General features: G+C 66.6%; 28 protein-coding genes. 24 read left to right on the forward strand and 4 right to left on the reverse strand.

Annotated features, from left to right (window positions below; all coding sequences use genetic code 11):
- Window positions 1-4 precede the first annotated feature (4 nt).
- The 4 genes from NUW50_RS03030 to NUW50_RS03045 form a co-directional block, all read right to left on the reverse strand.
- On the reverse strand, window positions 5-427 hold the full coding sequence (locus NUW50_RS03030) for a PaaI family thioesterase (protein WP_258287584.1): 423 nt from the start codon (window positions 425-427) through the stop codon (window positions 5-7).
- Window positions 424-1,086, reverse strand: coding sequence for a ligase-associated DNA damage response endonuclease PdeM (gene pdeM, locus NUW50_RS03035; RefSeq protein WP_258287585.1), 663 nt, complete (start codon window positions 1,084-1,086; stop codon window positions 424-426). The genes NUW50_RS03030 and pdeM overlap by 4 nt, the downstream gene beginning before the upstream one ends.
- Window positions 1,087-1,134: 48 nt before the next feature.
- Window positions 1,135-3,540, reverse strand: coding sequence for a ligase-associated DNA damage response DEXH box helicase (locus tag NUW50_RS03040; protein WP_258287586.1), 2,406 nt, complete (start codon window positions 3,538-3,540; stop codon window positions 1,135-1,137).
- 140 nt (window positions 3,541-3,680) lie between these two features.
- On the reverse strand, window positions 3,681-3,983 hold the full coding sequence (locus tag NUW50_RS03045; protein ID WP_258287587.1) for a septum formation initiator family protein: 303 nt from the start codon (window positions 3,981-3,983) through the stop codon (window positions 3,681-3,683).
- Between the two features lie 163 nt (window positions 3,984-4,146).
- On the opposite strand from NUW50_RS03045, the gene NUW50_RS03050 reads away from it, so the two are divergent.
- From NUW50_RS03050 to NUW50_RS03165, 24 genes are all read left to right on the forward strand, one after another.
- Window positions 4,147-5,751 (forward strand): acyl-CoA dehydrogenase family protein, encoded by a 1,605-nt coding sequence (locus NUW50_RS03050; RefSeq protein ID WP_258287588.1) that lies wholly within the window; start codon window positions 4,147-4,149, stop codon window positions 5,749-5,751.
- A 173-nt stretch (window positions 5,752-5,924) separates the two neighbouring features.
- Window positions 5,925-6,290: an NADH-quinone oxidoreductase subunit A gene (locus NUW50_RS03055; protein WP_258287589.1), complete on the forward strand. Its 366-nt coding sequence runs from the start codon at window positions 5,925-5,927 to the stop codon at window positions 6,288-6,290.
- Window positions 6,281-6,808, forward strand: a complete 528-nt coding sequence (locus NUW50_RS03060; RefSeq protein ID WP_258287590.1) for a NuoB/complex I 20 kDa subunit family protein — start codon at window positions 6,281-6,283, stop codon at window positions 6,806-6,808. Before NUW50_RS03055 ends, NUW50_RS03060 begins: the two co-directional genes overlap by 10 nt.
- The gene (locus NUW50_RS03065; protein WP_258287591.1) at window positions 6,805-7,416 is read left to right on the forward strand and encodes an NADH-quinone oxidoreductase subunit C; all 612 of its coding nucleotides are present in this window, start codon (window positions 6,805-6,807) and stop codon (window positions 7,414-7,416) included. Before NUW50_RS03060 ends, NUW50_RS03065 begins: the two co-directional genes overlap by 4 nt.
- 11 nt (window positions 7,417-7,427) lie before the next feature.
- Complete coding sequence (locus tag NUW50_RS03070) at window positions 7,428-7,580, forward strand: hypothetical protein (protein WP_258287592.1); 153 nt, start codon at window positions 7,428-7,430, stop codon at window positions 7,578-7,580.
- A complete protein-coding gene (locus tag NUW50_RS03075; RefSeq protein ID WP_258288290.1) occupies window positions 7,580-8,794 on the forward strand; it encodes an NADH-quinone oxidoreductase subunit D in 1,215 nt (404 codons plus the stop codon). Before NUW50_RS03070 ends, NUW50_RS03075 begins: the two co-directional genes overlap by 1 nt.
- Window positions 8,794-9,153: a hypothetical protein gene (locus NUW50_RS03080; protein ID WP_258287593.1), complete on the forward strand. Its 360-nt coding sequence runs from the start codon at window positions 8,794-8,796 to the stop codon at window positions 9,151-9,153. Before NUW50_RS03075 ends, NUW50_RS03080 begins: the two co-directional genes overlap by 1 nt.
- Window positions 9,154-9,508: 355 nt before the next feature.
- On the forward strand, window positions 9,509-10,624 hold the full coding sequence (gene nuoE, locus NUW50_RS03085) for an NADH-quinone oxidoreductase subunit NuoE (protein WP_258287594.1): 1,116 nt from the start codon (window positions 9,509-9,511) through the stop codon (window positions 10,622-10,624).
- A gap of 58 nt (window positions 10,625-10,682) precedes the next feature.
- The gene (locus tag NUW50_RS03090; protein ID WP_258287595.1) at window positions 10,683-11,624 is read left to right on the forward strand and encodes a hypothetical protein; all 942 of its coding nucleotides are present in this window, start codon (window positions 10,683-10,685) and stop codon (window positions 11,622-11,624) included.
- Window positions 11,625-11,649: 25 nt separating this feature from the next.
- Complete coding sequence (locus NUW50_RS03095) at window positions 11,650-11,874, forward strand: DUF5337 domain-containing protein (protein WP_258287596.1); 225 nt, start codon at window positions 11,650-11,652, stop codon at window positions 11,872-11,874.
- 10 nt (window positions 11,875-11,884) lie between these two features.
- A complete protein-coding gene (nuoF, locus tag NUW50_RS03100; RefSeq protein WP_258287597.1) occupies window positions 11,885-13,180 on the forward strand; it encodes an NADH-quinone oxidoreductase subunit NuoF in 1,296 nt (431 codons plus the stop codon).
- An 87-nt stretch (window positions 13,181-13,267) separates the two neighbouring features.
- A complete protein-coding gene (locus tag NUW50_RS03105; protein ID WP_258287598.1) occupies window positions 13,268-13,636 on the forward strand; it encodes a hypothetical protein in 369 nt (122 codons plus the stop codon).
- A 197-nt stretch (window positions 13,637-13,833) separates the two neighbouring features.
- Window positions 13,834-14,274 carry a DUF5333 domain-containing protein gene (locus NUW50_RS03110; RefSeq protein WP_258287599.1) on the forward strand — a complete coding sequence of 147 codons (441 nt, stop codon included), beginning with the start codon at window positions 13,834-13,836 and terminating at the stop codon, window positions 14,272-14,274.
- Between the two features lie 26 nt (window positions 14,275-14,300).
- Window positions 14,301-16,319, forward strand: coding sequence for an NADH-quinone oxidoreductase subunit NuoG (nuoG, locus tag NUW50_RS03115; RefSeq protein WP_258287600.1), 2,019 nt, complete (start codon window positions 14,301-14,303; stop codon window positions 16,317-16,319).
- Between the two features lie 17 nt (window positions 16,320-16,336).
- Window positions 16,337-16,714 (forward strand): hypothetical protein, encoded by a 378-nt coding sequence (locus NUW50_RS03120; protein ID WP_443135070.1) that lies wholly within the window; start codon window positions 16,337-16,339, stop codon window positions 16,712-16,714.
- 12 nt (window positions 16,715-16,726) lie between these two features.
- On the forward strand, window positions 16,727-17,767 hold the full coding sequence (gene nuoH, locus NUW50_RS03125; protein ID WP_258287602.1) for an NADH-quinone oxidoreductase subunit NuoH: 1,041 nt from the start codon (window positions 16,727-16,729) through the stop codon (window positions 17,765-17,767).
- Between the two features lie 2 nt (window positions 17,768-17,769).
- The gene (gene nuoI, locus NUW50_RS03130) at window positions 17,770-18,264 is read left to right on the forward strand and encodes an NADH-quinone oxidoreductase subunit NuoI (RefSeq protein WP_258287603.1); all 495 of its coding nucleotides are present in this window, start codon (window positions 17,770-17,772) and stop codon (window positions 18,262-18,264) included.
- Window positions 18,261-18,671 (forward strand): carboxymuconolactone decarboxylase family protein, encoded by a 411-nt coding sequence (locus tag NUW50_RS03135; RefSeq protein ID WP_258287604.1) that lies wholly within the window; start codon window positions 18,261-18,263, stop codon window positions 18,669-18,671. The genes nuoI and NUW50_RS03135 overlap by 4 nt, the downstream gene beginning before the upstream one ends.
- A complete protein-coding gene (locus NUW50_RS03140; RefSeq protein ID WP_258287605.1) occupies window positions 18,668-19,270 on the forward strand; it encodes an NADH-quinone oxidoreductase subunit J in 603 nt (200 codons plus the stop codon). Before NUW50_RS03135 ends, NUW50_RS03140 begins: the two co-directional genes overlap by 4 nt.
- Window positions 19,271-19,391: 121 nt before the next feature.
- Window positions 19,392-19,697, forward strand: a complete 306-nt coding sequence (nuoK, locus tag NUW50_RS03145) for an NADH-quinone oxidoreductase subunit NuoK (RefSeq protein WP_258287606.1) — start codon at window positions 19,392-19,394, stop codon at window positions 19,695-19,697.
- Between the two features lie 4 nt (window positions 19,698-19,701).
- A complete protein-coding gene (nuoL, locus tag NUW50_RS03150; RefSeq protein ID WP_258287607.1) occupies window positions 19,702-21,837 on the forward strand; it encodes an NADH-quinone oxidoreductase subunit L in 2,136 nt (711 codons plus the stop codon).
- Window positions 21,837-23,375, forward strand: a complete 1,539-nt coding sequence (locus NUW50_RS03155; RefSeq protein WP_258287608.1) for an NADH-quinone oxidoreductase subunit M — start codon at window positions 21,837-21,839, stop codon at window positions 23,373-23,375. The genes nuoL and NUW50_RS03155 overlap by 1 nt, the downstream gene beginning before the upstream one ends.
- Before the next feature lie 10 nt (window positions 23,376-23,385).
- The gene (gene nuoN / locus NUW50_RS03160) at window positions 23,386-24,822 is read left to right on the forward strand and encodes an NADH-quinone oxidoreductase subunit NuoN (RefSeq protein WP_258287609.1); all 1,437 of its coding nucleotides are present in this window, start codon (window positions 23,386-23,388) and stop codon (window positions 24,820-24,822) included.
- Window positions 24,812-25,555, forward strand: a complete 744-nt coding sequence (locus NUW50_RS03165) for a biotin--[acetyl-CoA-carboxylase] ligase (RefSeq protein ID WP_258287610.1) — start codon at window positions 24,812-24,814, stop codon at window positions 25,553-25,555. The genes nuoN and NUW50_RS03165 overlap by 11 nt, the downstream gene beginning before the upstream one ends.
- Window positions 25,556-25,595 lie beyond the last annotated feature (40 nt).

Below are 25,595 nucleotides of genomic sequence, written 5' to 3' on the forward strand. Positions count from 1 at the left end.
GCCGTCAGGCCGGGATCATCGTGCCCTGCAGCAGGGCGACCGGCTTGCGGGAGGTGCCGGTTTCGGCCCAGACCTCGGCGCTGACGACGCTCAGCCGGCGGCCGGGGCGCAGGACCCGGCCCGTGGCGATCAGGCGGTCGCCCCGGGCGGGGGCCAGCAGGTTGATCTTCATTTCCACCGTCAGCACCTCGGCCTCGGGCGGCAGCAGGGTGAGCGCCGCGTAGCCGGCAGCGGAATCGCCCAGGGCGAAGCTCAGCCCGGCGTGGCCATAGCCGTGCTGCTGCGAGGCGCGGGGCAGAAGCGGCGCGGACAGCGTGACCGAACCTTGCAGAATTTCGACGATCTCGGCGTCGAACGTCTTCAGGAAGCCCTGTTTCGCAAAGCTGTCTTGCACTTTTCTGACAATGGTGGGGTCGGCTCGGGTCATCTTGGCATCGGGATGGCTTGCGGCACCGGGCCGGTGAGAATGGCCAGCGCCTCGGGCCGCATCAGGTGCGACAAGGCCGGGGACTGGGCCCTGAGCCCGCCGGTATAGGTGCCATAGGCCGGCAGCACGATCCGGTCACTGTCGGCCAGGAAACAGGGCCGGGTCATGACCCGGCCGCGGGCATGGACGCCGGCCTTGGGGTGGTAATGGCCCGAGACCTCGCCGCTGGCGCCGGGCCGGGCGATATGGCGGAACAGCAGCGGCGGGCTCGGCAGTTCGGCCAGATGGCTGCCGCCCAGTTCGATCGGGCCGGGGTCGTGATTCCCCTCGACCCAGATCCAGCGCCGCCCGGCCTGCATCCGCATCAGCCAGAGCCGCGCCGCCTCGTCCAGCCGCGCCGCCGCGCCGGGGTCGTCGAAACTGTCGCCCAGGCAGACCACGGTCTCGGCGCCGCTGCGCATGATGTCGGATTCGAGCCGGGCCAATGTGTCGCCGGTCTCGTAGGGCGGCAGCATGGCGCCGCCATTGCGGGCGATCCGGTCGGACTTGCCCAGATGCAGGTCCGAGACCACCAGCATCCGCCGCTCGGCCCACCAGAGCGCGCCGGACCCCAGGGCCAGCAGGGTGGCCCCGGCGAGAGGAACCGGATAACCGTTCATCCCTTGGTGGTGACGCAGCTCCGGGCCGAAGGCAAGTGGGCCGGCGGCTCAGCCCAGCCCCGCCGCCGCCATCAGCGCCTGAGCCTGCTCGGCCAGCAGCCGCTCCTCGGCGGCGCCGTCTACCGGCACCCGGCCCATTTCCAGCAGCATCGGCGCGGCCAGCGGCGTCACCCTGTCGATCTGCATGTGATCGACGCGGCCGCCGGTCCGGGCCAGCATCTCCTCGATCCGGCCGAAATCGACCAGTCCGCGCAGCGCCTCCTCGCGGGTGATCCGCAGCAGCAGGTGATCGGGATCGTATTTGCGCAGCGTGTCGTAGAGGACGCCGGCCGAGAAACTCGTCTGCCGTCCGCCGCGCTTGCCGCCCGGGGGCACCCGGTCCAGGAGACCGGCCACCGTCGCCACCGATTTGAAGATGCGCTTCATCACCGCATTGCCGGCCAGCCAGTCCTCGAACCCGTCGCGCAGGCTGTCGGGCGCCAGCAGCGATTCGGGGTCGGTGACCGGGTCGAGCCCCCAGATCAGCACCCCGTAATCGGTCGAGACAAAGCCGAGCGGGTTCAGCCCCAACACTTCCATCCGCCGGGTCAGCAGAAGGCCCAGGGTCTGCATCGCGTTGCGCCCGGCGAAGCCGTAGATGCAGGTATGCGCCTGCCCGTCCCAGGGAAAGCTCTCGACCAGCAGCCGATCGGCCTGCGGCAGACGCGAGACGCTGCGCTGATGCGCCAGCCAGGCGGCGGTATGGGCGGGCAGGTCGGGCCAGCTGTCCTGCCGGAACATCCGCAGGATGCGGGCCGACAACTGGGTCGAGGTGGCGAACTTGGTCCCCATGAAGGTGGCGACACGCGGCTTGCGGCCCTTGTCGCGCGACACTTCTACGGTCACGTCCTTGAGGGTCTCGAATCGCACCACCCTGCCGCCCATCAGGAAGGTGTCGCCGGGGGTGAGCGTGGCGGCAAACCCCTCTTCGATCTCGCCCAGCGGTTCGCCCCGGCCGCGCATCCGCACCTTCAGCAGGTCTCTGTCCTGGATCGTGCCGATGTTGCGCCGTATCCGCGCCGCCGCGCGCGGGTCGCGCAACTGCCAGCGCCCGTCCTTCTTCATCAGCCTTTGCCAGCGGTCATAGGCGCGCAGCGCATATCCGCCGGTGGCGACGAAATCGAGACAGTCGTCGAAGGCGGCCCGGCTCAGCCCGGAATAGGCGCCGCAGCTTCTGACCTCGCGGAACAGCGCCGTCTCGTCGAAGGGGCCGGCGGCGGCGGTGATCAGGATATGCTGGCAAAGCACGTCGCGGGGACCGGGTCCGCGCGGCTCGCCGTCCAGATCATGGGCCTTCGCCGCCTCCAGCGCCGCGATGCATTCGATGACCTCGAAACGGTTGGCGGGCAGGATCAGCGCCTTGGAGGGGGCGTTGTAGCGGTGATTGGCGCGGCCGATCCGCTGCACCAGGCGCTTGACGTTCTTCGGCGCGCCGACCTGGATCACCAGATCGACATCGCCCCAGTCGATGCCGAGGTCGAGCGTCCCGGTGCAGACGATGGCCCTGAGCGCCCCGGCCTGCATCGCCGCCTCGACCCTTTCGCGCTGCTCGCGGGCCAGAGAGCCATGGTGGATGCCGATCGGCAGGCCCTCGTCATTCTGCATCCAGAGATGGTGAAAGAATATCTCGGCCTGGGCGCGGGTGTTGTGGAAGATCAGCGTGGTGTCGTGCCGCCGCACCTCGTCCAGCACCGCGCGGATCGCATAGGTGCCGCCGCCGCCGCGCCAGGGGGGCGGCTCGTCGGTGGTCAGCATCCGGATATCGGGGTCGGGGCCCGGATCGGCCAGCAGGATCGGGCAGGGGTCCGGGTGCCGCGCCAGCAAATGCGCGATGGCGGCGGGGTCCTCGACGGTGGCCGAGAGGCCGACGCGGCGCAGTCCCGGCGCCAGGCCCTGCAACCGGGCCAGCCCCAGCATCAGCTGATCGCCGCGCTTCGATTCGGCGAGGGCGTGGATCTCGTCCACGATCACCCGTTGCAGGCTGCCGAAGATCCTTGGCGCGTCTTCGTAGCTGAGCAGCAGCGCCAGGCTTTCCGGGGTGGTCAGCAGGATATGCGGCGGATCGGCGCGCTGCGCCTTCTTGCGGCCGGCGGGGGTGTCGCCGGTCCGGTCCTCGACCCGGATCGGCAGCTTCAGCGCCTCGATCGGTGTGGTCAGGTTGCGTCGGATGTCGGCGGCCAGCGCCTTCAGCGGCGAGACATAGAGCGTATGCAGGCCGGGACGCGGCGAGTCGTCCAGTTCGATCAGGCTGGGCAGGAACCCGGCCAGGGTCTTGCCGCCTCCGGTCGGCGCGATCAGCAGCACCGCCGGGTCGCCGACCGCCGCTAGCATCCGCGCCTGATGCGGGTGCAGCGTCCAGCCGCGGCTGGCAAACCAGTCGGCGAAACGCGGCGGCAGGGTGGCGGTCTGTTGCACGGATGATCCGGGTTTGTTCCCACCACTATCGGCGCCGACAGGCCGCTTGCCAAGGTGTCCGGTGCCGATCCAGGCGTTGCGCGTCTTTGCCTGTCAAATACTCCCGCCGGAGGCTCCTGCCGCCTGCCGGGACCGCAACCCTAGCGGATCACGACCTCGTCGGGGCGGACATATCCGAGGATGTCGCGGGCCTGCTCGTCCAGCAGGTCGAGGTCCAGATAGTCGTCGGACATCCGCTTGGTCAGATTGCGCAGCGCGGCGACTTCCGCCTCCAGGGCTGCCTTCTCGGCGGCCAGCGCCTGGGCCTCGGCGTCGATCTGGATGCGGCGGAACAGGCCGTAATCGCCCTGCACCCCGGCAATGGCAAAATAGGCGCCGGCGGTGAAGGCCAGCGTCAGATAGACGATCGAACCGAACGAGGGTCGGGTGCGGGGACGTGTCATGACTGCCAATCTGCCTCTGTCTGCACCTCTGTCGGGCGCCTTGGCGAATCATTGCACAGGCGATTCGGCATTGGAATCCCCTTTCGCCCGCCCGCCGATCACATGTTGCCGACTTCCCCGGCACCGGCTTCGCCGCTAGGATGGCCGGCGGGGAGGACGCGGGATGACTCTGCCGCCACAGGACCGTCTGCCCGGCCATGACGTGACCAATCAGCCGCCCGAACCGGGCGATCTCGACCTCTGGGCCGGCGACCCGGCGCTGCGTGAGTCGGTGCTGGCGCAGGGCGGCCCGGCCGAGTCGGTGGCCGCCCATGCCTGGCAGCTGGGCCGGCGCGAGCTGCGCGATATCGGGCGCGAGGCCAACCGCCGCCTGCCGGAACTGGTCGGCTTCGATCGCGGCGGCCGGCGGCTGGACGAGGTCCGCTTCGATGCCGCCTATCACCGGATGATGACCGAAGGGCTCGGCGCGGGCTACGCCGCGATGGCCTGGGACGGGACCCCCGGCGGCCATGTCGGCCATGCCGCGCTGGTCTATCTGCATTCGCAGGTCGAGCCGGGAACCTGTTGCCCGATGACCATGACCTATGCGGCGGTTCCGGCGCTGGAGGTCGATCCGGACCTTGCCGCGCTGTGGCGGCCGAAACTGGTCTCGCGGGTTCATGATCCGGCGGTGGCGCCGGTCGCGCGGAAGCGCGGCGCGACGCTGGGCATGGCGATGACCGAGAAACAGGGCGGTTCGGACATCCGCTCGAACGCCACCAGGGCGCTGCCCGAGGGCGATGCCTATCGCTTGCAGGGCCACAAGTGGTTCTGTTCGGCGCCGATGTCGGACGGGTTCCTGACCCTGGCGCAGGCGCCGGGCGGGCTGACCTGCTTTCTGGTGCCGCGCTGGCTGGAAGGGGAACGCAACGCCATTCACCTGATCCGGCTGAAGGACAAGCTGGGCAACCGGGCCAATGCCTCGGCCGAGATCGAGTATCACGGCGCGCTGGCGCAGCGGCTGGGCGACGAGGGGCAGGGGGTCCGGACGATCCTGAAGATGGTCCATCACACCAGGCTCGACACCGCGATGGCGCCGGCCGGGCTGATGCGGGCGGCGCTGGTCGAGGCGATGCACTGGGCGCGGCACCGGAGCGTGTTCCAGCGGCGGCTGGCGGATCAGCCGCTGATGGCGGCGGTGCTGGCCGACCTGGCGCTGGACTGGGAAGGCACCCTGGCCCTGGGCCTGCGGGTGGCCCGGGCCTTCGACGGGCAAAGCCGGGCCGATCGCGGCTTTGCCCGGATCGGCGTGGCCCTGGCCAAGTTCCTGTCGAACAAGCTGGCGCCGGGGCTGATCGTCGAGGCGATGGAGGCACTTGGCGGCATTGGCTATATCGAGGAGAGCCCCCTGCCGATGCTCTACCGCGAAGCGCCGCTGAACGGCATCTGGGAAGGCTCGGGCAATGTCATCGCGCTGGATATCGCCCGGACACTGGAGCGCGACAAGCATGCTGCCGAGGCGCTCCGGGCAGAGTTGAACGCCGCCAGGGGCGCGCACCCGGCCTATGACGCGGCGCTGGCGGCCTTGCCGGCGGAAGTGCCGGAATCGGCGGCCCGGCAGCAGGCCGAGCGGTTGGCGACCCTGCTCTCCGCCGCCACGCTCTTTGCCGTCGCCCCGCCCGAGATCGCCGCCGCCTATGCCGCCAGCCGCCTGGCACCGCGTTCGCGGCTTTACGGCACCGCGCCGGACCTTCCGGTCGAGTCGCTGCTGGCCCGTTTCGCGGTTTGAGACATTGGCCCGGCGGGGGGCCTGCGGGGTCCGGTCCGGCGGATCGCGACCGGGTCGCCCGCAAGCCCGCAATTCCCCGGATCCGCGGCCCGGCTTCGGTTGACCCTCCCGGGGCGTGGGGGTAATGCTCGGCCAACCCCCAAGCCCGCGCCCGCGCGGAGAAGGAGCCTGCCTTGGATGAGCTTCTGCGAAACTACCTGCCGATCCTGATTTTTCTGGCGTTGGCCATCGGTCTGGGTCTGGTGCTGATCCTTGCCGCCGTGGTCGTCGCGGTGCGCAACCCCGACCCGGAAAAGGTCTCGGCCTATGAATGCGGGTTCAACGCGTTCGACGATGCCAGGATGAAGTTCGACGTCCGATTCTACCTGGTTTCGATCCTGTTCATTATCTTCGATCTCGAGATCGCTTTCCTGTTCCCCTGGGCCGTGGCCTTCAAGGATGTCGGGCTGGTCGGATTCTGGTCGATGATGGTGTTTCTGGCGGTGCTGACCGTCGGCTTCGCATATGAGTGGAAGAAAGGCGCGCTGGAATGGCAGTGATCGCGACCGATGTCGGGGCCGACAAGGACCATGGCGCCGCCCTGCTGAACAAGGAACTGCAGGACAAGGGGTTCCTGCTGACCTCGACCGAGGACATCATCAACTGGGCCCGCACCGGCAGCCTGCACTGGATGACCTTCGGCCTGGCATGCTGCGCGGTCGAGATGATGCATACCTCGATGCCGCGCTATGATCTGGAACGCTTCGGCACCGCGCCGCGCGCCTCGCCGCGGCAGTCCGACCTGATGATCGTCGCCGGCACCCTGACCAACAAGATGGCCCCGGCGCTGCGCAAGGTCTACGACCAGATGCCCGAGCCGCGGTATGTGATCTCGATGGGGTCCTGTGCCAACGGGGGCGGCTATTACCACTATTCCTACTCGGTGGTGCGCGGCTGCGACCGGATCGTGCCGGTGGATATCTATGTCCCCGGCTGCCCGCCGACCGCCGAGGCGCTGCTCTACGGAATCCTGCAGCTGCAACGCAAAATCCGCCGCACCGGGACGATTGAAAGATGAGCGACGAAGCCCTGAACGACCTTGGCGCCCATATCGAATCGAAGCGCCCGGAATGCGTGCTGTCCTGGGCGGTGGCGCATGGCGAGTTGACGGTCAATGTCACCGTCGCGGCGCTGGTCGGGTTCCTGGAGTTCCTCAAGGTCGACCGGACCTGCCGGTTCTCGACCCTGATCGACATCACCGCCGTCGATCTGCCCGAGCGGGACGTGCGTTTCGATGTCGTCTATCACCTGCTCAGCATGTATCAGAACCAGCGCATCCGGGTGAAGGTCGCGGTGCGCGAGGACGAGATGGTGCCCTCGGCGATCCCGGTGCATCCTTCGGCCAACTGGTTCGAGCGGGAAGTCTTCGACATGTTCGGCATCCTGTTCTCGGGCCATCCCGACCTGCGCCGGATCCTCACCGATTACGGTTTTCGCGGCCATCCGCTGCGCAAGGATTTCCCGACCACCGGCTATGTCGAGGTGCGCTACGACGACCTTGAGAAGCGCGTGGTCTACGAGCCGGTCAAGCTGGTTCAGGACTACCGGATGTTCGATTTCATGTCGCCCTGGGAGGGCGCGCAATACATCCTGCCGGGGGATGAGAAGAACGAGGCGGCGAAGTGATGGAGTTTGGCATGGAACTGCTGAGCACCCTTTGCGCCGTGGTGGGGGTGGCTCTCACGGCGCTGCCGTTCCTGAACAACGCGAACGCGGCTACAAAGTGCTCCTTTGCTCTAGCCATCTGCGATGAAAGAGAAATTCTAGCCGCTAAAGGTGCACTGGCATGATGGACGGCAGCAACGACTTCAACGACGCCCTCACGGGCGAGCAGAAGATCCGCAACTTCAACATCAACTTCGGCCCGCAACACCCTGCGGCGCATGGCGTTTTGCGGCTGGTGCTGGAGCTGGACGGCGAGCTGGTCGAACGTGTCGATCCGCATATCGGCCTGCTCCACCGGGGCACCGAGAAGCTGATGGAAAGCCGCACCTATCTGCAGAACCTGCCCTATTTCGACCGGCTCGATTACGTCGCCCCGATGAACCAGGAACATGCCTGGTGCCTGGCGATCGAGAGGCTGACCGGGATCGAGGTTCCGAGACGGGCCAGCATCATCCGGGTCCTGTATTCGGAGATCGGCCGTATCCTCAACCACTTGCTGAACGTGACCACGCAGGCCATGGACGTCGGCGCGCTGACGCCGCCGCTCTGGGGCTTCGAGGAGCGCGAAAAGCTGATGATCTTCTACGAGCGCGCCTGCGGGGCCCGGCTTCATGCCGCCTATTTCCGTCCCGGCGGTGTGCATCAGGATCTGCCGCCGGCGCTGGTCGATGACATCGAGGACTGGGCCAAGGCCTTCCCGAAGGTGCTGGACGACATCGACGGGCTGCTGACCGAGAACCGGATATTCAAGCAGCGCAATGTCGATATCGGCGTGGTGAGCGAGAAGGACATCCAGGACTGGGGCTTCACCGGCGTCATGGTGCGCGGCTCGGGCCTGGCCTGGGACCTGCGGCGGGCACAGCCCTATGAATGCTACGACGAGCTCGAGTTCCAGATCCCGGTCGGCAAGGCCGGCGACTGCTATGACCGCTATCTCTGCCGCATGGCCGAAATGCGGGAAAGCACGAAGATCATCCGGCAATGCGTCGAGATGCTGCGGAAAACTCCGGGCGAGGTTCTGGCCAAGGGGAAATACGCCCCGCCCAGGCGCGGCGAGATGAAGCGCTCGATGGAAGCGCTGATCCACCATTTCAAACTCTACACCGAAGGCTTCCACGTCCCGGCGGGCGAGGTCTATGCCTGCGTCGAGGCGCCGAAGGGCGAGTTCGGCGTCTATCTGGTGTCGGACGGCACCAACAAACCCTACCGGGCCAAGCTGAAGGCGCCGGGATTCCCGCATCTGCAGGCGATGGATTACATCGCGACCGGACACCAGCTGGCCGATGTCTCGGCGATCCTCGGTTCGCTCGACATCGTGTTCGGCGAAGTTGATCGCTGATGCCCGCGGCAGATCGGCCTGCCCGGACCGAGTCGGCTGGCGCCACTGTCGCTGAAGGTCCCGATCTCCGGTCCCCGTTTCGGGCGCTGCGGCTGCCCGGCGCCCTGACGCTGGCGCTGCTGGCCGCGCTGCCCGCCCGGGCCGAAGGCGGCCCTTCGGCGGAAAGCCAGGCACGGCTGGCGCAGGCGATCGCGGCGGCGGGCTGCGTGGTCAACGAGCTGAACCAGAGGACCATTCTCTCGGAAGCCGAGATGGACGAGACCGAGGCGGGCGTGATCGTCAGCCTCTGGATGACCGACGGCCGGGCCGTGCCCGAGGGCGATTCCAACCTGCGGCTCAAGATCGAAGGCTGCAAGTGATGCCGGGGCGGTCCCCTGCCGGAACGACAGGCCGCGGCCCGGATTTCCGGGCGCCAGGGCGCGCCGACGCCGCGATTTCCCGCTGCCTGCCCTTGCACCGGGCGCCGGACTGGCGGAAAACTGGCCGCCGATGGTCATGGTCGCCGCTTTCCGGCGCGTTGGACGGGCCCCGTGCCAGTCTGACGCAGGGCCACGCCGGGCGTTGCCCGGAGTTGCCCTCGAACGCGCCCGGGGCTATTGGCGGGGCCGAGATGGACGATGAAATCAAAGCGGTCTTCACGACCCAGTGTGAATTCCTGAGGGCGCAGTTTCGGGTGAATGCCGGCTGCCGCCTCGTTGCCGAAGGACAGGCCTGATGCTGCGCCGACTAGCTTCCCACCAACCCGAGAGTTTCGCCTTCACCCCGGCCAACCAGGCCTGGGCCGAGGCGCAGATCACCAAATATCCCGAAGGCCGCCAGGCCTCGGCGATCATTCCGTTGCTGTGGCGTGCGCAGGAGCAGGAGGGTTGGCTGTCGCGCCCGGCGATCGAGCATGTCGCGGACATGCTGGGCATGGCCTATATCCGGGCGCTGGAGGTGGCGACCTTCTATTTCATGTTCCAACTGCACCCGGTCGGCTCGGTGGCCAATATCCAGATCTGCGGCACGCTGAGCTGCATGCTCTCGGGCGCCGAGGATCTGGTCGCGACCTGCAAGTCCCGGATCGCTCCGCAACCGCATACGGTCTCGGAAGATGGCAAGTTTTCCTGGGAAGAGGTCGAGTGTCTGGGCGCCTGCGCCAACGCGCCGATGGCGCAGATCGGCAAGGATTACTACGAGGATCTGACGCCCGAGATACTGGAGCGCATCCTGGATGAACTGGCGGCGGGCAAGGTGCCGACGCCGGGGCCGCAGAACGGGCGCTATGCCTCGGAACCGGCCTCGGGGCTGACCAGCCTGAAGGACCATGAAAAGGACCGGATGCCGCAGAATGCCAGCGTGGAACTGGCCCTGGCGCTCGGCGACACGGTGAAGCGGATCGACGGCACCGAAGTGCCGCTGACCGCGCCCTGGCAAGGCAAGGGCGGCAAGCCGGCGGCGGCCAGTCCGCAGGCCGAAACCGCGAAACCGGCCGAGCCGGCCCCGGCCAAGGCCGGGACGGCCGCCCCGAAAGCGGCGGAACCGGAGCCGGCCGATTCGGGCGAGACCGCGCCCGGAACCGCTCCGGCCCGGCTGGAAGCGGCGCGCGACGGCAAGCCCGACGATCTGAAGAAGATCAAGGGCGTCGGCCCGAAACTGGAAGCAATGCTACACCGGATGGGATTTTTCCATTACGATCAGATTGCGGGCTGGACGGCGGACGAGATTGCCTGGGTCGATGCCAATCTGGAAGGCTTCAAGGGCCGGGTCACCCGCGACAACTGGCAGGCGCAGGCCAAGGTGCTGGCCGAAGGTGGAGAGACCGAGTTTTCAAAGCGCGCCAAATACTAGGTCCGGCGCCGTTTGGCGCCTGACCGCAGGGCAGGGCGCCGGGTAGGGAGTGGACAGGATGGACAGCATGGCAAATCGGCTCTGGGCAGTGGCGGCCGCAGTTGCCGTCGCCGCGTTCATCGTATTGAAATGGTTCGCTGGTTACGGCTTCTTCTCGGCCTTGCTGCTGGCCATTCTGGTGCTGCTGCTGGTGGCGCTGGTGCTCTGGATCCTCTGGAACAACGAACCCGATGCGGTTGCCGGGCCCGATGCCGGGGCGGTGGCGCCGGTCAAGGCGGTCAGCGGGGTTGTCAGGAGCGGCGCCACGCCGGAAACCAAGGCCGCGGCAGCCGGTGGCTCTGCCTCGATCAGTTCGGGCAGCAGCGAAGGGCCGGGCCTGAAACCCAAGGCTGCGGATTCGGGCAAAGCGGCGGTGACCCCGGCGAAATTGCGCGAGGAGGCGGATGAGGCGCCGGGCGGCAAGACCGCCGCGACGCCGTCGCAGCTGGCCGCCGCTGGGGCTCAGACCGCATCGGGCAAGGGCCGTGGCGGACGTCCGGCAGCCCGCGGCAAGGGCGAAGGTGCGCGGCGCGGCACCCGTGGCGCGGCCGCCGCCGGCAGCGATCCGCGCCCGGCCCCGCGGCGCGAGGCCAAGGCCAAGTCGGCGACGGGCGCCGCCAAGAGCACGACCACCACGGAAAAGCCGGCCGCCGGCAAACCCACGCAAGCCGCCAAGGCGGGGGCCGGCACGACTCCGGCGTCCAGCGCCAGCGCCGGGCCGGACGACCTGAAGCAGATCAAGGGCGTCGGGCCGAAGCTGGAAAGCACCCTGCACGGGCTGGGCATCACGACCTTCGCGCAGATCGCCGGCTGGAGCGCTGCCGACATCGCCGAGATCGAGCCGAAGCTGAAATTCTCGGGCCGGATCGAACGCGATGGCTGGATCGAACAGGCCAAGACCCTGGCCGAGGGCGGCACCACCGCCTTTGCCGCCAAGGTGAAGAAGGGCGACGTCTATTGAAACCGCTGCGCCAGAGGTCCGGCCGATGCCGTTGAGCGACGAGGAAGAACGCGCACTGGCCCGCCAGAGCCGGCTGGTGGCGCTGGTCATCGCCGGCACCATGCTGTTGTGGCTGGGCGCGCAGGCGCTGGCCCCGCGGCTGGGGATGGACGGGCGCTATGCGATCCTCATTGATCTGGCCGCGCTGGCCGGTTTTCTCTGGGCACTGATCGTGACTTACCGTATCTGGCGGCGACGCCGCGAGACTTGAAGGGCAGAAGATGCTGACAGACCAGGACCGGATTTTCACCAATCTCTATGGCATGCATGACCGCTCGCTGAAGGGCGCCATGGCGCGCGGGCAGTGGGACGGCACCAAGGAGATCCTTGCCAAGGGCCGCGACTGGATCGTGAACGAGATGAAGGCCTCGGGCCTGCGCGGACGTGGCGGGGCGGGTTTCCCGACCGGTCTGAAATGGTCCTTCATGCCGAAGGAAAGCGATGGCCGCCCGGCCTATCTGGTGGTCAATGCCGACGAATCGGAACCGGGCACCTGCAAGGACCGCGAGATCATGCGCCATGATCCGCATACGCTGATCGAAGGCTGCCTGATCGCCAGTTTCGCGATGGGTGCCCATGCCAGCTACATCTACATCCGCGGCGAGTACATCCGCGAGAGAGAGGCGCTGCAACGCGCCATCGACGAGGCCTATGACGCCGGGCTGATCGGCAAGAACGCCTGCGGCTCGGGCTGGGATTTCGACCTCTATCTGCACCACGGCGCCGGGGCCTATATCTGCGGCGAGGAAACCGCGCTGCTGGAAAGCCTGGAAGGCAAGAAGGGGATGCCGCGGATGAAGCCGCCGTTCCCGGCGGGCGCCGGGCTCTATGGCTGCCCGACCACGGTGAACAACGTCGAATCGATCGCCGTTGCACCGACCATCCTGCGGCGCGGCGCGGCCTGGTTCTCGGGCATCGGCCGGGCCAACAACGTCGGCACGAAGGTCTACGCGATTTCGGGCCATGTGAATAACCCCTGCGTCGTCGAGGATGCGATGGGGATCACCTTCGAGGAACTGATCGAAAAGCACTGCGGCGGGATTCGCGGCGGTTGGGACAACCTCAAGGCGGTGATTCCCGGCGGCTCCTCGGTGCCGGTGGTGCCGGGCGACCAGATGCGCCACGCGATCATGGATTTCGATTCGCTGAAGGACCTGAAATCGGGCCTCGGCACCGCGGCGGTGATCGTGATGGACAACTCGGTGGACATCATCAAGGCGATCTGGCGGTTGAGCGCCTTCTACAAGCATGAGAGCTGCGGCCAGTGCACGCCCTGCCGCGAAGGCACCGGCTGGATGATGCGGGTCATGGAGCGTCTGGTGAAGGGCGAGGCCGAGGTCGAAGAGATCGACATGCTCTTCGACGTGTCCAAGCAGGTCGAGGGCCATACGATCTGCGCCCTTGGCGATGCGGCGGCCTGGCCGATCCAGGGCCTGATCCGGCATTACCGCGACGAGATCGAGGACCGGATCAAGGCCAAGCGCAAGGGCCAGATGGGCGCGATCGCGGCCGAATAGTCCCGCCCCGCCGTGTGACGGCCCTTGTCACTGCGCGCGCGCCCGCGGCGTCTTGTAACGCCCGGCGGCGGCTGCCAGTCTCGTGGCATGACATTCAGCGCATATTCCTGGCACCATCTGCTGCCGCCGGCCCTGCTGGCGGCATTTTCCGGCGTGGCTTTCGCCTCCGGGCCGGTCGTCAGCCTGACACGCAGCATCGGCGTGGCGCAGGAGGAGGAGATTCGGCTCTATCTCTCGGACGGCACCCACAAGAACGCGACGCAGATTCGGCTGCCGGTGACGGTCATCGCGCGAATCGAGGGCGACCGGCCGCTGACCGAGGCCGAAGAGGACGAGTTACGGGCGGCGGCGCTGGTCTGCGACAAGGGCCATGTGCTGGATGTGACCGAAGAGCGTGACGGCGCGGTCTGGGCGTTCCGATTCGACTGCGTGACACCGGGAAGGGCATTGCCGTGATCCCGGATCGGGCGGCAGCGGCGACATCGCGCCTGTGCTTGCCGCTCGACCCCCGATGACAGGCAATGTCATGCCCCTGTTATTGCATAACAGCCCCGGCTTCCCCAGTTAAAGACGCAGCAAACCACTGTTTCGGACGGGTCCGCAGCCCGCAAACCCAGCATCAGGCCCCGACCGGGCCGCAGGAGACCGACCTGATGAACAGCAATCCGTCCCGCGCCTTTGTCCCCCGGGCCACGCGTCTGGTCGCCGCCGCACTGGTGTTGGCCGTCGGCGCCACCGCCGCTGCCTGGGCCCTGCCGCCGCTGATGGACAACAAGCGCGTCATGGGCGAACTGGTCGACGGCGAAGTCGCCTATCAGATCCAGAAACATTGCCCCACGATTTCGGCGCGCAAGCTCGTCGCCTTCAGCCGGTTGAAGAAGCTGGCCGCCTATGCGCGCTCGCTCGGCTACACCGATGCCGATTTCAAGGCGCTGACCAAGGACGGGGCCGCGCGGGACAAGCGTGATGCCCTCGTTGATGCCTATCTCGCTTCGAAGGGGGTGGTGCAGGGCGACGCAGAGAGTTATTGCAGGCTCGGGCGCGCCGAAATCGCGGCCAAGACACTCACCGGGTCGTTGCTTTACCAGAAGTAGCCACCCGACAGCTCCGGGGGCTTTGCATGACCGATCTGCGGAAAATCATCATCGATGACCGTGAGGTTGAGGTCGATCCGGCGATGACGCTGATCCAGGCCTGCGAAATGGCCGGAATTGAAATTCCGCGCTTCTGCTATCACGAACGTCTCTCGATCGCCGGCAACTGCCGGATGTGCCTTGTCGAGGTCGTCGGCGGCCCGCCCAAGCCGACCGCCTCCTGTGCCATGCAGGTCAAGGATCTGCGGCCCGGCCCGGAAGGCGCGCCGCCGGTGGTCAAGACCAACTCCCCGATGGTCAAGAAGGCCCGCGAAGGGGTGATGGAGTTCCTGCTCATCAACCACCCGCTGGACTGCCCGATCTGCGACCAGGGCGGCGAATGCGATCTTCAGGATCAGGCGGTGGCCTACGGGGTCGATTTCTCGCGCTATCGCGAGCCGAAGCGGGCCAGCGAGGATCTGAACCTCGGGCCGCTGGTCGAGACCCACATGACCCGCTGCATCTCCTGCACCCGCTGCGTGCGCTTCACTTCGGAAGTGGCCGGGATCACCCAGATGGGCCAGACCGGGCGCGGCGAGGATGCCGAGATCACCAGCTACCTGAACTCGACGCTCGATTCGAATCTTCAAGGCAACATCATCGACCTCTGCCCGGTCGGGGCGCTGACCTCGAAACCCTATGCCTTCACCGCCCGGCCCTGGGAGCTGACCAAGACCGAGACCATCGACGTGATGGATGCGCTTTGCAGCAACATCCGGGTCGACACCAAGGGCCGCGAAGTGATGCGCATCCTGCCGCGCAACCATGACGGGGTGAACGAGGAGTGGATTTCCGACAAGACCCGCTTCGTCTGGGACGGGCTGCGCCGGCAGCGGCTGGACAAGCCCTATGTGCGCGAGAACGGCAAGCTGCGCCCCGCGACCTGGGCCGAGGCGCTTGGCGCTGCGGCGGCGGCGATGAAGGGCAAGAAGGTTGCCGGCCTGGTCGGCGATCTGGCGCCGACCGAAGCGGCCTTCGCGCTGAAGCAACTGATCGAGGGGCAGGGCGGCAGTGTCGAATGCCGGGCCGATGACGCAAAGCTGCCGGAAGGCAATCGCTCGGGCTATGTCGGCACCGCGCGGATCGAGGATATCGACAGCGCCACCGCGATCATGCTGATCGGCACCAACCCGCGCGACGAGGCGCCGGTGCTGAACGCGCGGATCCGCCGCGCCTGGACCAATGGCGCCAAGGTCGGCGTCGTCGGGCCGGCCGTGGATCTGACCTATGAATACTTCCATCTCGGCACCGGCCGCGAAGGGCTGGTGAAGCTGAACGAGGGCGACCATGCCGACGCCCTGACCCAGAATTCGCTGGTGATCCTGGGAATCGGCGCCCTGACCGGGCCGGATGGCGATGCGGTTCTGGCGCAGGCGATGAAATTCGCCGAGGCGACCGAGTCGAAATTCATGATCCTGCATTCGGCGGCGGGCCGGGTCGGTGCGATGGATGTCGGCGCAGTGACCGAGGGCGGCATCCATGCCTGTCTCGACGGTGCCGACGTGATCTACAATCTCGGCGCGGACGAGATCGACCTGCCGGCCGGGCCCTTCGTCATCTATCAGGGCAGCCACGGTGATCGTGGCGCGCACCGGGCCGACGTGATCCTGCCGGGCGCCGCCTGGACCGAGGAGAACGGCCTGTTCGTCAACACCGAGGGCCGCCCGCAACTGGCGCTGCGTGCCGGCTTCCCGCCGGGCGAGGCCAAGGAGAACTGGGCGATCCTGCGGGCCCTGTCGGCCGAACTGGGCGCGGCGCTGCCCTATGACACGCTGGCCGCGTTGCGCAATGCGATGATCGATGCGGTGCCGCTTCTGGGCGATGTCGATCAGGTGCAGGACAACGGCTGGACCCGGGTGCCGCTGTCCAAGCCGGGCGCCGGCGACTTTGTCCCTGCGGTCGGCGATTTCTATCTGACCAATCCGATTGCCCGGGCCTCGGCCCTGATGGGCGAGTTGAGCCGGCTTGCGGCGGCGCGCACCTCCGGGGCGCTTGCGGCCGAGTGATGCGGGGCGCCTGGCCGATGCTGAGCGTTCTGACCGGGCTGGCGGCCTGTGCCGGGGCCGGGCCGCAGGTGTCCGACCCGGGCGCCCGGCCGACCTATCTGGGAATCGAGACCCGTCTTCTGGACGGTGACCTGGTCAATTTTCTGGTCCAGTTGCGGGATGTCAGCGATCAGTCCCAGGTCGGCGACTATGCCAAATGCGCGGCGGCGCAATATGCGCTGATCCGGGGCTATGGATTCGCGCGTCATGTGCGCACAAACGTCACGGAAGAGGGTGGCGTTTGGCGCGGGGATGCTGTTTACACCATATCGTCCGCCCTGCCGGACGGTCTGCGCACGCTCGACGCCGAAGTCGTGGTGCAGGACTGCCGCGAGCAGGGAATACCGACGGTCTGAGGGCTTAGGCAAATGTACGAATTTTTCACCACGACCGGCCTCGGCATCGCACTGACACTTTTGGGCGAGTCCCTGCTGATTGTGGTGCCGCTGCTGGTCGCTCTGGCCTTCCTGCTATACGCGGACCGGAAGATCTGGGCGGCGGTACAGATGCGGCGCGGGCCGAACGTCGTCGGGGTATTCGGGCTTCTGCAAAGCTTTGCCGACTTCCTGAAATACATCACCAAGGAGGTGGTGATTCCGGCCGGCGCCGACCGTTTCGTGTTCTTCCTGGCGCCGATGATGTCCTTCGTCCTGGCGATGGTGGCCTGGGCGGTGATCCCGTTCAACGACGGCTGGGTGCTGGCCGACATCAACGTCGCCATCCTCTACATCTTCGCGGTCTCCTCGCTCGAGGTCTACGGCGTCATCATGGGCGGCTGGGCCTCGAACTCGAAATATCCGTTCCTGGGCGCGCTGCGCTCGGCGGCGCAGATGATTTCCTACGAGGTGTCGATCGGCCTGATCATCATCGGGGTCATCCTGACCACCGGATCGCTGAACCTGACCGACATCGTCAAGGCGCAGGACGGCAGCTACGGGCTGTTCAGCTGGTACTGGCTGCCGCATCTGCCGATGCTGGTGCTGTTCTTCATCTCGGCACTGGCCGAGACCAACCGCCCGCCCTTCGATCTGCCCGAGGCGGAATCGGAACTGGTGGCGGGCTACCAGGTCGAATATTCCTCGACCCCGTTCCTGCTGTTCATGATCGGTGAATATGTCGCCATCGTGCTGATGTGCGCCCTGGTCACGCTGCTGTTCTTCGGCGGCTGGCTGAGCCCGATCCCCGGCCTGCCGGACGGGTTCCTGTGGTTCGTCGCAAAGGCCTGCGCCGTGTTCTTCATGTTCTCGATGGTCAAGGCCGTGGTGCCCCGCTACCGCTACGACCAGCTGATGCGGATCGGCTGGAAGGTCCTCCTGCCGCTGAGCATCGCCTGGGTGGTGATCGTGGCCTTCCTCGCGCAATACGGAGCGTTCGGCGGCGCCTATGCCCGCTGGACGATTGGAGGCTGAGAATGGCCAATATCGACTATACCCGCGCTGCCAAGTACTTCCTGCTGTTCGATTTCTTCAAAGGTTTCGGCCTGGGCATGAAGTACTTCTTCAAGCCGAAATCGACGGTGAACTACCCGCATGAGAAGGGGCCGCTCAGCCCGCGTTTCCGCGGTGAACACGCGCTGCGCCGCTATCCGAACGGCGAGGAACGCTGCATCGCCTGCAAGCTCTGCGAGGCGGTCTGCCCTGCACAGGCGATCACCATCGACGCCGAACCGCGCGAGGACGGCTCGCGCCGGACCACCCGCTACGACATCGACATGACCAAATGCATCTACTGCGGCTTCTGCCAGGAAGCCTGCCCGGTGGATGCCATCGTCGAGGGGCCGAATTTCGAATTCGCCACCGAAACGCGCGAAGAACTGTTCTACGACAAGGCCAAGCTGCTCGCCAACGGCGAACGCTGGGAGGCCGAGATCGCCCGGAACCTGGAACTGGACGCGGCATACCGATGACCGAAGTGTCGAACATCTGGGCCGAGATGATGGCGCAGGGTCAGAGGATGGCCAAGGCGTTCAACCCGGCGCTGGAGAATTTCCAGCCGCAGGGCTTCGACAAGCTGTGGCCGACGATGCCGAAAGAGGTCATGGAAATGATCTGGGGCAACGCCTTCAATCCCGGCGGTCTCGATGCCAAGACGCGGCTGCTGGTGGTGCTGGCGGGAATGACGGTGCTGGGCGCGCAGGCCGAGCCGGCCTTCAAGGCCACGGTCCGCCATGCCGCCGAGGCCGGGGCGGACAAGAAAGAGATTGCCGAAGTGATCTGGCAGATGTCGATGCTGGGCGGGCTGCCGGCGATGGGCCGGGCGATGCAGATGGTCGAAGAGGTCTTTGCCGAGACTTCCGAGGAGAAAGACGAATGATTACCTTTTCCTTCTACCTCTTCGCGATCACGGTCATCATTGCCGGGCTCGGCACGGTCATGGCCCGCAACCCGGTGCATTCGGTGCTCTGGCTGATCCTCGCCTTCCTCTCCTCTGCCGGGCTCTTCGTGCTCCTGGGGGCCGAGTTCGTGGCGATGCTCCTGGTCATCGTCTATGTCGGCGCGGTGGCGGTGCTGTTCCTCTTCGTGGTGATGATGCTCGACGTCGATTTCGCCGAGCTGAAGGCCGAGATGGCGCGCTACATGCCGCTGGCCCTGCTGATCGGGGTGGTGATCCTGATGCAGCTGGGGCTGGTCTTCGGGGTCTGGACCACCTCCGACCTTGCCGAAGGGCAGCGCGCCGCGGTGACGCCGGACGACATCCACAACACCGAGGCCCTGGGCCTGCTGATCTACGACCGCTATTTCCTGCTGTTCCAGCTGGCCGGGTTGGTCCTGTTGGTGGCGATGATCGGGGCGATCGTGCTGACCATGCGCCATCGTCCGGGCGTGAAGCGTCAGGACGTGCTGCAGCAGATGTGGCGCGATCCGGCCAAGACGATGGAAATGAAGGACGTGAAGCCGGGGCAGGGGCTGTGAGCATGGGCGGTTCTGTCTCGGGCGCCCGGGGACGACCCGGGGCGCGCGCAATGGCTTCGGCCGGGATCGCGGCCGGGCGTTCCGGCGGTGCCGGCGAAACACAAGGTTCAGGGTTAGGCGAATGATCGGACTGGAACATTACCTCACCGTCGCGGCGGCTCTGTTCGTCATCGGCATTTTCGGCATCTTCCTGAACCGGAAGAACGTCATCATCGTGCTGATGTCGATCGAGTTGATGCTGCTGGCGGTGAACATCAACTTTGTCGCCTTCTCCTCCTTCCTCGGCGACCTGGTCGGCCAGGTCTTCACCATGTTCGTCCTCACCGTCGCCGCCGCCGAGGCCGCCATCGGGCTGGCGATCCTGGTGGTGTTCTTCCGAAACCGCGGCAGCATCGACATCGAAGATGTCAACGTGATGAAGGGCTAGGATAATGACCTCGATCATCCTTTTTGCGCCGTTGATCGGCGCCCTCATCGCAGGCTTTGGCTGGCGGATCATCGGAGAGCAGGCGGCGCAGTACCTGACCACCGGGTTGTTGTTCCTGGCGGCGCTGCTGAGCTGGATCGTCTTTCTCGGCTTCGACGGCGAGACCCAGCACATCACGCTGTTCCGCTGGATCGACTCGGGCACGCTGACCGCCGACTGGGGCATCCGGCTGGACCGGCTGACCGCGATCATGCTGATCGTGGTGACCAGCGTGTCGAGCCTCGTCCACCTTTATTCGCTGGGCTACATGGCCCATGACGACAATTTCAAGGAAGGCGAAAGCTACAAGCCGCGCTTCTTCGCCTATCTGTCCTTCTTCACCTTCTCGATGCTGGCGCTGGTCACCTCGGACAACCTGGTGCAGATGTTCTTCGGCTGGGAAGGTGTCGGCGTCGCGTCGTATCTGCTGATCGGCTTCTACTTCCGCAAACCGTCCGCCAACGCCGCCGCGATCAAGGCCTTCGTGGTCAACCGGGTCGGGGACTTCGGCTTCGCGCTCGGCATCGTCGGACTGTTCTGGATGACCGACTCGGTGTCCTTCGACGTGATCTTCGCCGAGTCGTCGCGTCTGGGCAGCGAAACCATGCACTTCCTCTGGCGCGACTGGCCGGCGGCGGATGTGCTGGGGGTGCTGCTGTTCATTGGCGCGATGGGCAAATCGGCGCAATTCATCCTGCACACCTGGCTGCCCGACGCGATGGAGGGCCCGACACCGGTTTCGGCCCTGATCCACGCCGCCACCATGGTGACCGCCGGGGTGTTCCTGGTCTGCCGGATGTCGCCGCTGTTCGAATACGCCCCCTATGCCAAGCAGATGATCGTCTTCATCGGCGCCACCACGGCCTTCTTCGCCGCGACGGTCGGCCTGGTGCAGAACGACATCAAGCGGGTGATCGCCTATTCGACCTGTTCGCAGCTGGGCTACATGTTCGTGGCCGCGGGCGTCGGGGTCTATTCGGTGGCGATGTTCCACCTGCTGACCCATGCCTTCTTCAAGGCGATGCTGTTCCTCGGTGCCGGCTCGGTGATCCATGCCATGCATCACGAGCAGGACATGCGGAACTATGGCGGGCTGCGGAAGAAGATCCCGCTGACCTACTACGCCATGCTGATCGGCACCCTGGCGATCACCGGGGTCGGGATTCCGCTGACCACGATCGGTTTCGCCGGCTTCCTGTCGAAGGATGCGATCATCGAGAGCGCCTGGGCCGGCGGCACCGGCTATGCCTTCTGGAGCCTGGTCATCGCGGCGCTGTTCACCTCGTTCTACTCCTGGCGGCTGATGTTCATGACCTTCTTCGGCAAGCCGCGCGGCGATCATCATGCGCATGAACACGCCCATGAAAGCCCGGGTGTCATGCTGGTGCCGCTGGGCGTGCTGGCGGTGGGCGCGGCGCTGGCGGGGATGGTCTGGTACGGGCCGTTCTTCGGCGACCATGACAAGCTGAACAAGTTCTTCGCACTGCCCAGCCATGCCGCCGCCGAGGCCGGGGCAGGGGAAGGCCACGGCGCCGCCGCGACCGAGGCGCCCGCCGGTGCCGACCATGGCGCCGCCGAGCCGGCCGCAGCGGATCATGCCGGGGCGGACGCGGGCCAGGGCGCCGAGGGCCACGGCCCGGCGGTGGCACCCGAAGGCGCGATCTTCATGGGGCCCGACAACCACGTCATCGAGCACGCGCACGAAGCGCCGAGCTGGGTCAAGGTCTCGCCCTTCATCGCGATGCTGATCGGCCTGTTCACCGCCTGGATGTTCTATATCGTCAATCCGGCTCTGCCGGGCCGGCTGGCGGCGAACCAGCGGCCGCTCTACCTGTTCCTGCTGAACAAGTGGTATGTCGACGAAATCTACAACTGGGCCTTCGTGCGCCCGGCCCGGGCCCTGGGCCGCTTCCTGTGGAAGCGGGGTGACGGCTCGGTGATCGACGGATTCCTCAACGGGGTTGCGATGGGCATCATACCCTTCTTCACCAGGCTCGCCGGACGCTGGCAGTCTGGCTACATCTTCAGCTACGCCTTCGCCATGGTGATCGGGATCGCGGTGCTGATTACCTGGATGGTTCTGATCGGAGGCAACGGCTGATGGACAACCTGCTATCCATCGTCACCTTCCTGCCGCTGGTTGCGGCCATGGCACTGGCGCTGTTCCTGCGCGGCGAAGACCCGGCAGCACAGAAGAACGCCAAGTGGCTGGCCCTCTTCGCCACCTCGGCGACCTTCCTGATCTCGCTGTTCATCTACTTCCAGTTCGACCCGCAGAACACCGACTTCCAGATGGTGGAAGAGCGGACCTGGCTGGCCGGCCTGACCTACAAGATGGGCGTCGACGGGATTTCGGTCCTGTTCGTGATGCTGACCACCTTCCTGATGCCGCTGACGATCGCCGCCTGCTGGAACGTCACGACCCGGGTCAAGGAATACATGATCGCCTTCCTGGTGCTCGAGACCTTGATGCTCGGCGTCTTCATGGCGCTGGACCTGGTGCTGTTCTACCTGTTCTTCGAGGCCGGGCTGATCCCGATGTTCCTGATCATCGGCATCTGGGGCGGCAAGGAGCGGATCTACGCCGCGTTCAAGTTCTTCCTCTACACCTTCCTCGGCTCGGTGCTGATGCTGGTCGCGATGGTGGCGATGTATATCGACGCCGGAACCACCGACATCCCGGCCCTGCTGGTGCATGACTTCAGCCACAGCACGATCTCGGTGCTCGGCGTCCAGGTCATCGGCGGGATGCAGAGCCTGCTCTGGCTGGCCTTCTTCGCCTCCTTCGCGGTGAAGATGCCGATGTGGCCGGTGCACACCTGGCTCCCCGATGCCCACGTGCAGGCGCCGACGGCGGGCTCGGTGGTGCTGGCCTCGATCCTGCTGAAGATGGGCGGCTACGGCTTCCTGCGGTTCTCGCTGCCGATGTTCCCCTTCGCCTCGGACCTGTTCAGCACCTTCGTGCTGTGGCTCAGCGCGATCGCCATCGTCTACACCAGCCTGGTGGCGCTGGCGCAGTCGGACATGAAGAAGCTGATCGCCTATTCCTCGGTCGCCCACATGGGTTATGTGACCGCCGGCATCTTCGCCGCCAACCAGCAGGGCGTCGACGGCGCGATCTTCCAGATGGTCTCGCACGGTTTCGTCGCCGGCGCGTTGTTCCTCTGCGTCGGGGTGATCTACGACCGGATGCATACCCGCGAGATCGACGCCTATGGCGGCCTGGTGAACCGGATGCCGGCCTATGCGCTGATCTTCATGCTGTTCACCATGGCCAATGTCGGCCTGCCGGGCACCAGCGGCTTCATCGGGGAGTTCCTGACCCTGGCCGGCATGTTCCAGGTCAACACCTGGGTGGCGGCGGTGGCGGCCACAGGGGTGATCCTGTCGGCCTCCTACGCGCTCTGGCTCTACCGTCGGGTGGTGCTGGGCGACCTGATCAAGGAGAGCCTGAAATCGATCAAGGACATGACCACCCGCGAAAAGGCGATCTTCGCGCCGCTGGTGGTGATGACCCTGCTGCTGGGCGTCTATCCGGCGCTGGTGACCGATGTCATCGGGCCGAGCGTGACGGCGCTTCTGACCAATTACCATGCCGACCTGCCCGCGATCGGGCAGGTGGCCGAAGCCGTGCATTGAGGGGGCAGCGATGACCCAGACCGATCTCTCCGTCATCTTGCCGGAAATCCTGCTGGCGGTCTTCGCCATGGCGGCGCTCCTGGGTGCCGTCTACTCGGGCAAGGACAAGCTGGCCACGCTCATCACCTGGGCCACGGTGGTGGTCATGGCGGTGCTGGGCGTCTGGCTGGCGCTCAGCCGCGGCGGCGCCGAGACGGCCTTCCACGGCATGTTCATCGACGACGCCTTCGCCCGCTACGGCAAGGTGACGATCCTGCTGTCGGCCGCCGCGGTGCTGGCGATCTCGGAAAGCTACATGACCCGCCGCGGGTTGCTGCGCTTCGAATATCCGATCCTGGTCGCCCTGGCCGCGGTCGGGATGATGATGATGGTCTCGGCCGGCGATCTGATGTCGCTCTACATGGGGCTCGAGCTGCAATCGCTGTCGCTCTATGTCGTCACCTCGATCCGCCGTGATTCCGAGCGTTCGACCGAGGCCGGCCTGAAATACTTCGTCCTCGGCGCCCTGGCCTCGGGGATGCTGCTCTACGGCGCCTCGCTCTGCTACGGCTTCGCCGGCACGACGAGCTTCGAGGGCATCGTCGCCGCGACCGCCGAAGGCGCCCCGATCGGGCTGCTGTTCGGCCTGGTCTTCCTGATCACCGGCCTGGCCTTCAAGGTCTCGGCGGTGCCGTTCCACATGTGGACGCCGGATGTCTACGAAGGCGCGCCGACGCCGGTGACGGCCTTCCTGGCCACCGCGCCGAAAGTCGCCGCCATGCTGCTGCTGGCGCGGCTGATGCAGGATGCCTTCAGCCAGGTGGTGGCGGACTGGAGCCAGGTCCTGGCGCTGATCTCGGTCCTGTCGATGTTCCTCGGCGCCATCGCCGGGATCGGCCAGACCAACATCAAGCGGCTGATGGCCTATTCCTCGATCTCGCACATGGGCTTCGCGATGATGGGGCTGGCGGCGGGCACTCAGACCGGGGTGCAGGCGATGCTGGTCTACATGACGATCTACGTGACGATGAACATCGGCACCTTTGCCTTCATCCTGTCGATGAGCCGGGATGGCCAGCCGGTGACCGAGATCGCCTCGCTCAACATGTTCTCCAAGCGGGAGCCGCTGAAGGCGCTGGCGATGCTGGTGCTGCTGTTCTCGCTGGCCGGCGTGCCGCCGCTGGTCGGCTTCTTCGGGAAATGGTGGGTGCTGAAGGCCGCGGTCGATGCCAACCTGTTCTGGTTGGCGGTCGGCGGGGTCGTCGCTTCGGTGATCGGCGCCTTCTACTACCTGCGGATCGTCTACTACATGTATTTCGGCGACGAGGGCGATGCGCTCGACGGCACGATGACCCCGGTGCCCTGGCTGGCCCTGATGGGCTCGGCGCTGCTGATGCTGGTCGGCGTGGTCAATCTCTTCGGCATCGAGGGCATGGCGGCCGCCGCCGCCGCGGCCCTTGTCCCCTGAGGACTGGCCCGAGGGCTATGGCCGCCGGATACTTCCGGACGTCGATTCGACGATGCTGGAGGCGGCGCGGGTCGCACCGGGGCTGAGCGGCCCGGAATGGATCATGGCCTTGCAGCAGACCGCCGCGCGCGGTCGGCGCGGTCGGGCCTGGGCGATGCCGCCGGGCAATTTTGCCGCGACGCTGGCCCTGCCGGTCGGCACCGATGCGGCACAGGCGGCGCTGCGCAGCTTCTCGGCGGCGCTGGCCCTGCATGACGCCTTTTCCGATGCCACCGGCCGACCCGACGGTTTTGCGCTGAAATGGCCCAATGACGTGCTGCTGCATGGCGGCAAGGTGGCGGGCATCCTGCTCGAGACGCTGCCCGGTGGCTGGCTGTCGATCGGCATCGGGGTCAACCTGGCCGCCGCCCCGGCCCGGGACGAACTCCAGCCCGGCGCGCTTCCCCCGGTGGCGCTGCTGGCCGAGACCGGGCTGCGCATCGCGCCCGAGGCCTTCCTGACCCTGCTCGCCAGGGCCTTCGCCGGCTGGGAGGCCCGGCTCCGGGCCGAGGGATTCGCCCCGGTCCGCGCCGAATGGCTGCGCCGCGCCGCCCGGCTCGGCCAGGAGATCACCGCCCGCACCGGCAGCCGCGAACTGACCGGCCGGTTCGAGAGCATCGACGCCAGCGGCTGCCTGATCCTTGCCACCCCGACGACCCGCCACACCATCGCCGCTGCCGAGGTCTTCTTCTGATCCGGCCTCTTTGCCTTGCAAATACTCCGGGGGTGCGGGG

This window comes from Frigidibacter sp. ROC022, from assembly GCF_024723735.1.
Lineage (GTDB): Bacteria > Pseudomonadota > Alphaproteobacteria > Rhodobacterales > Rhodobacteraceae > SLM-1.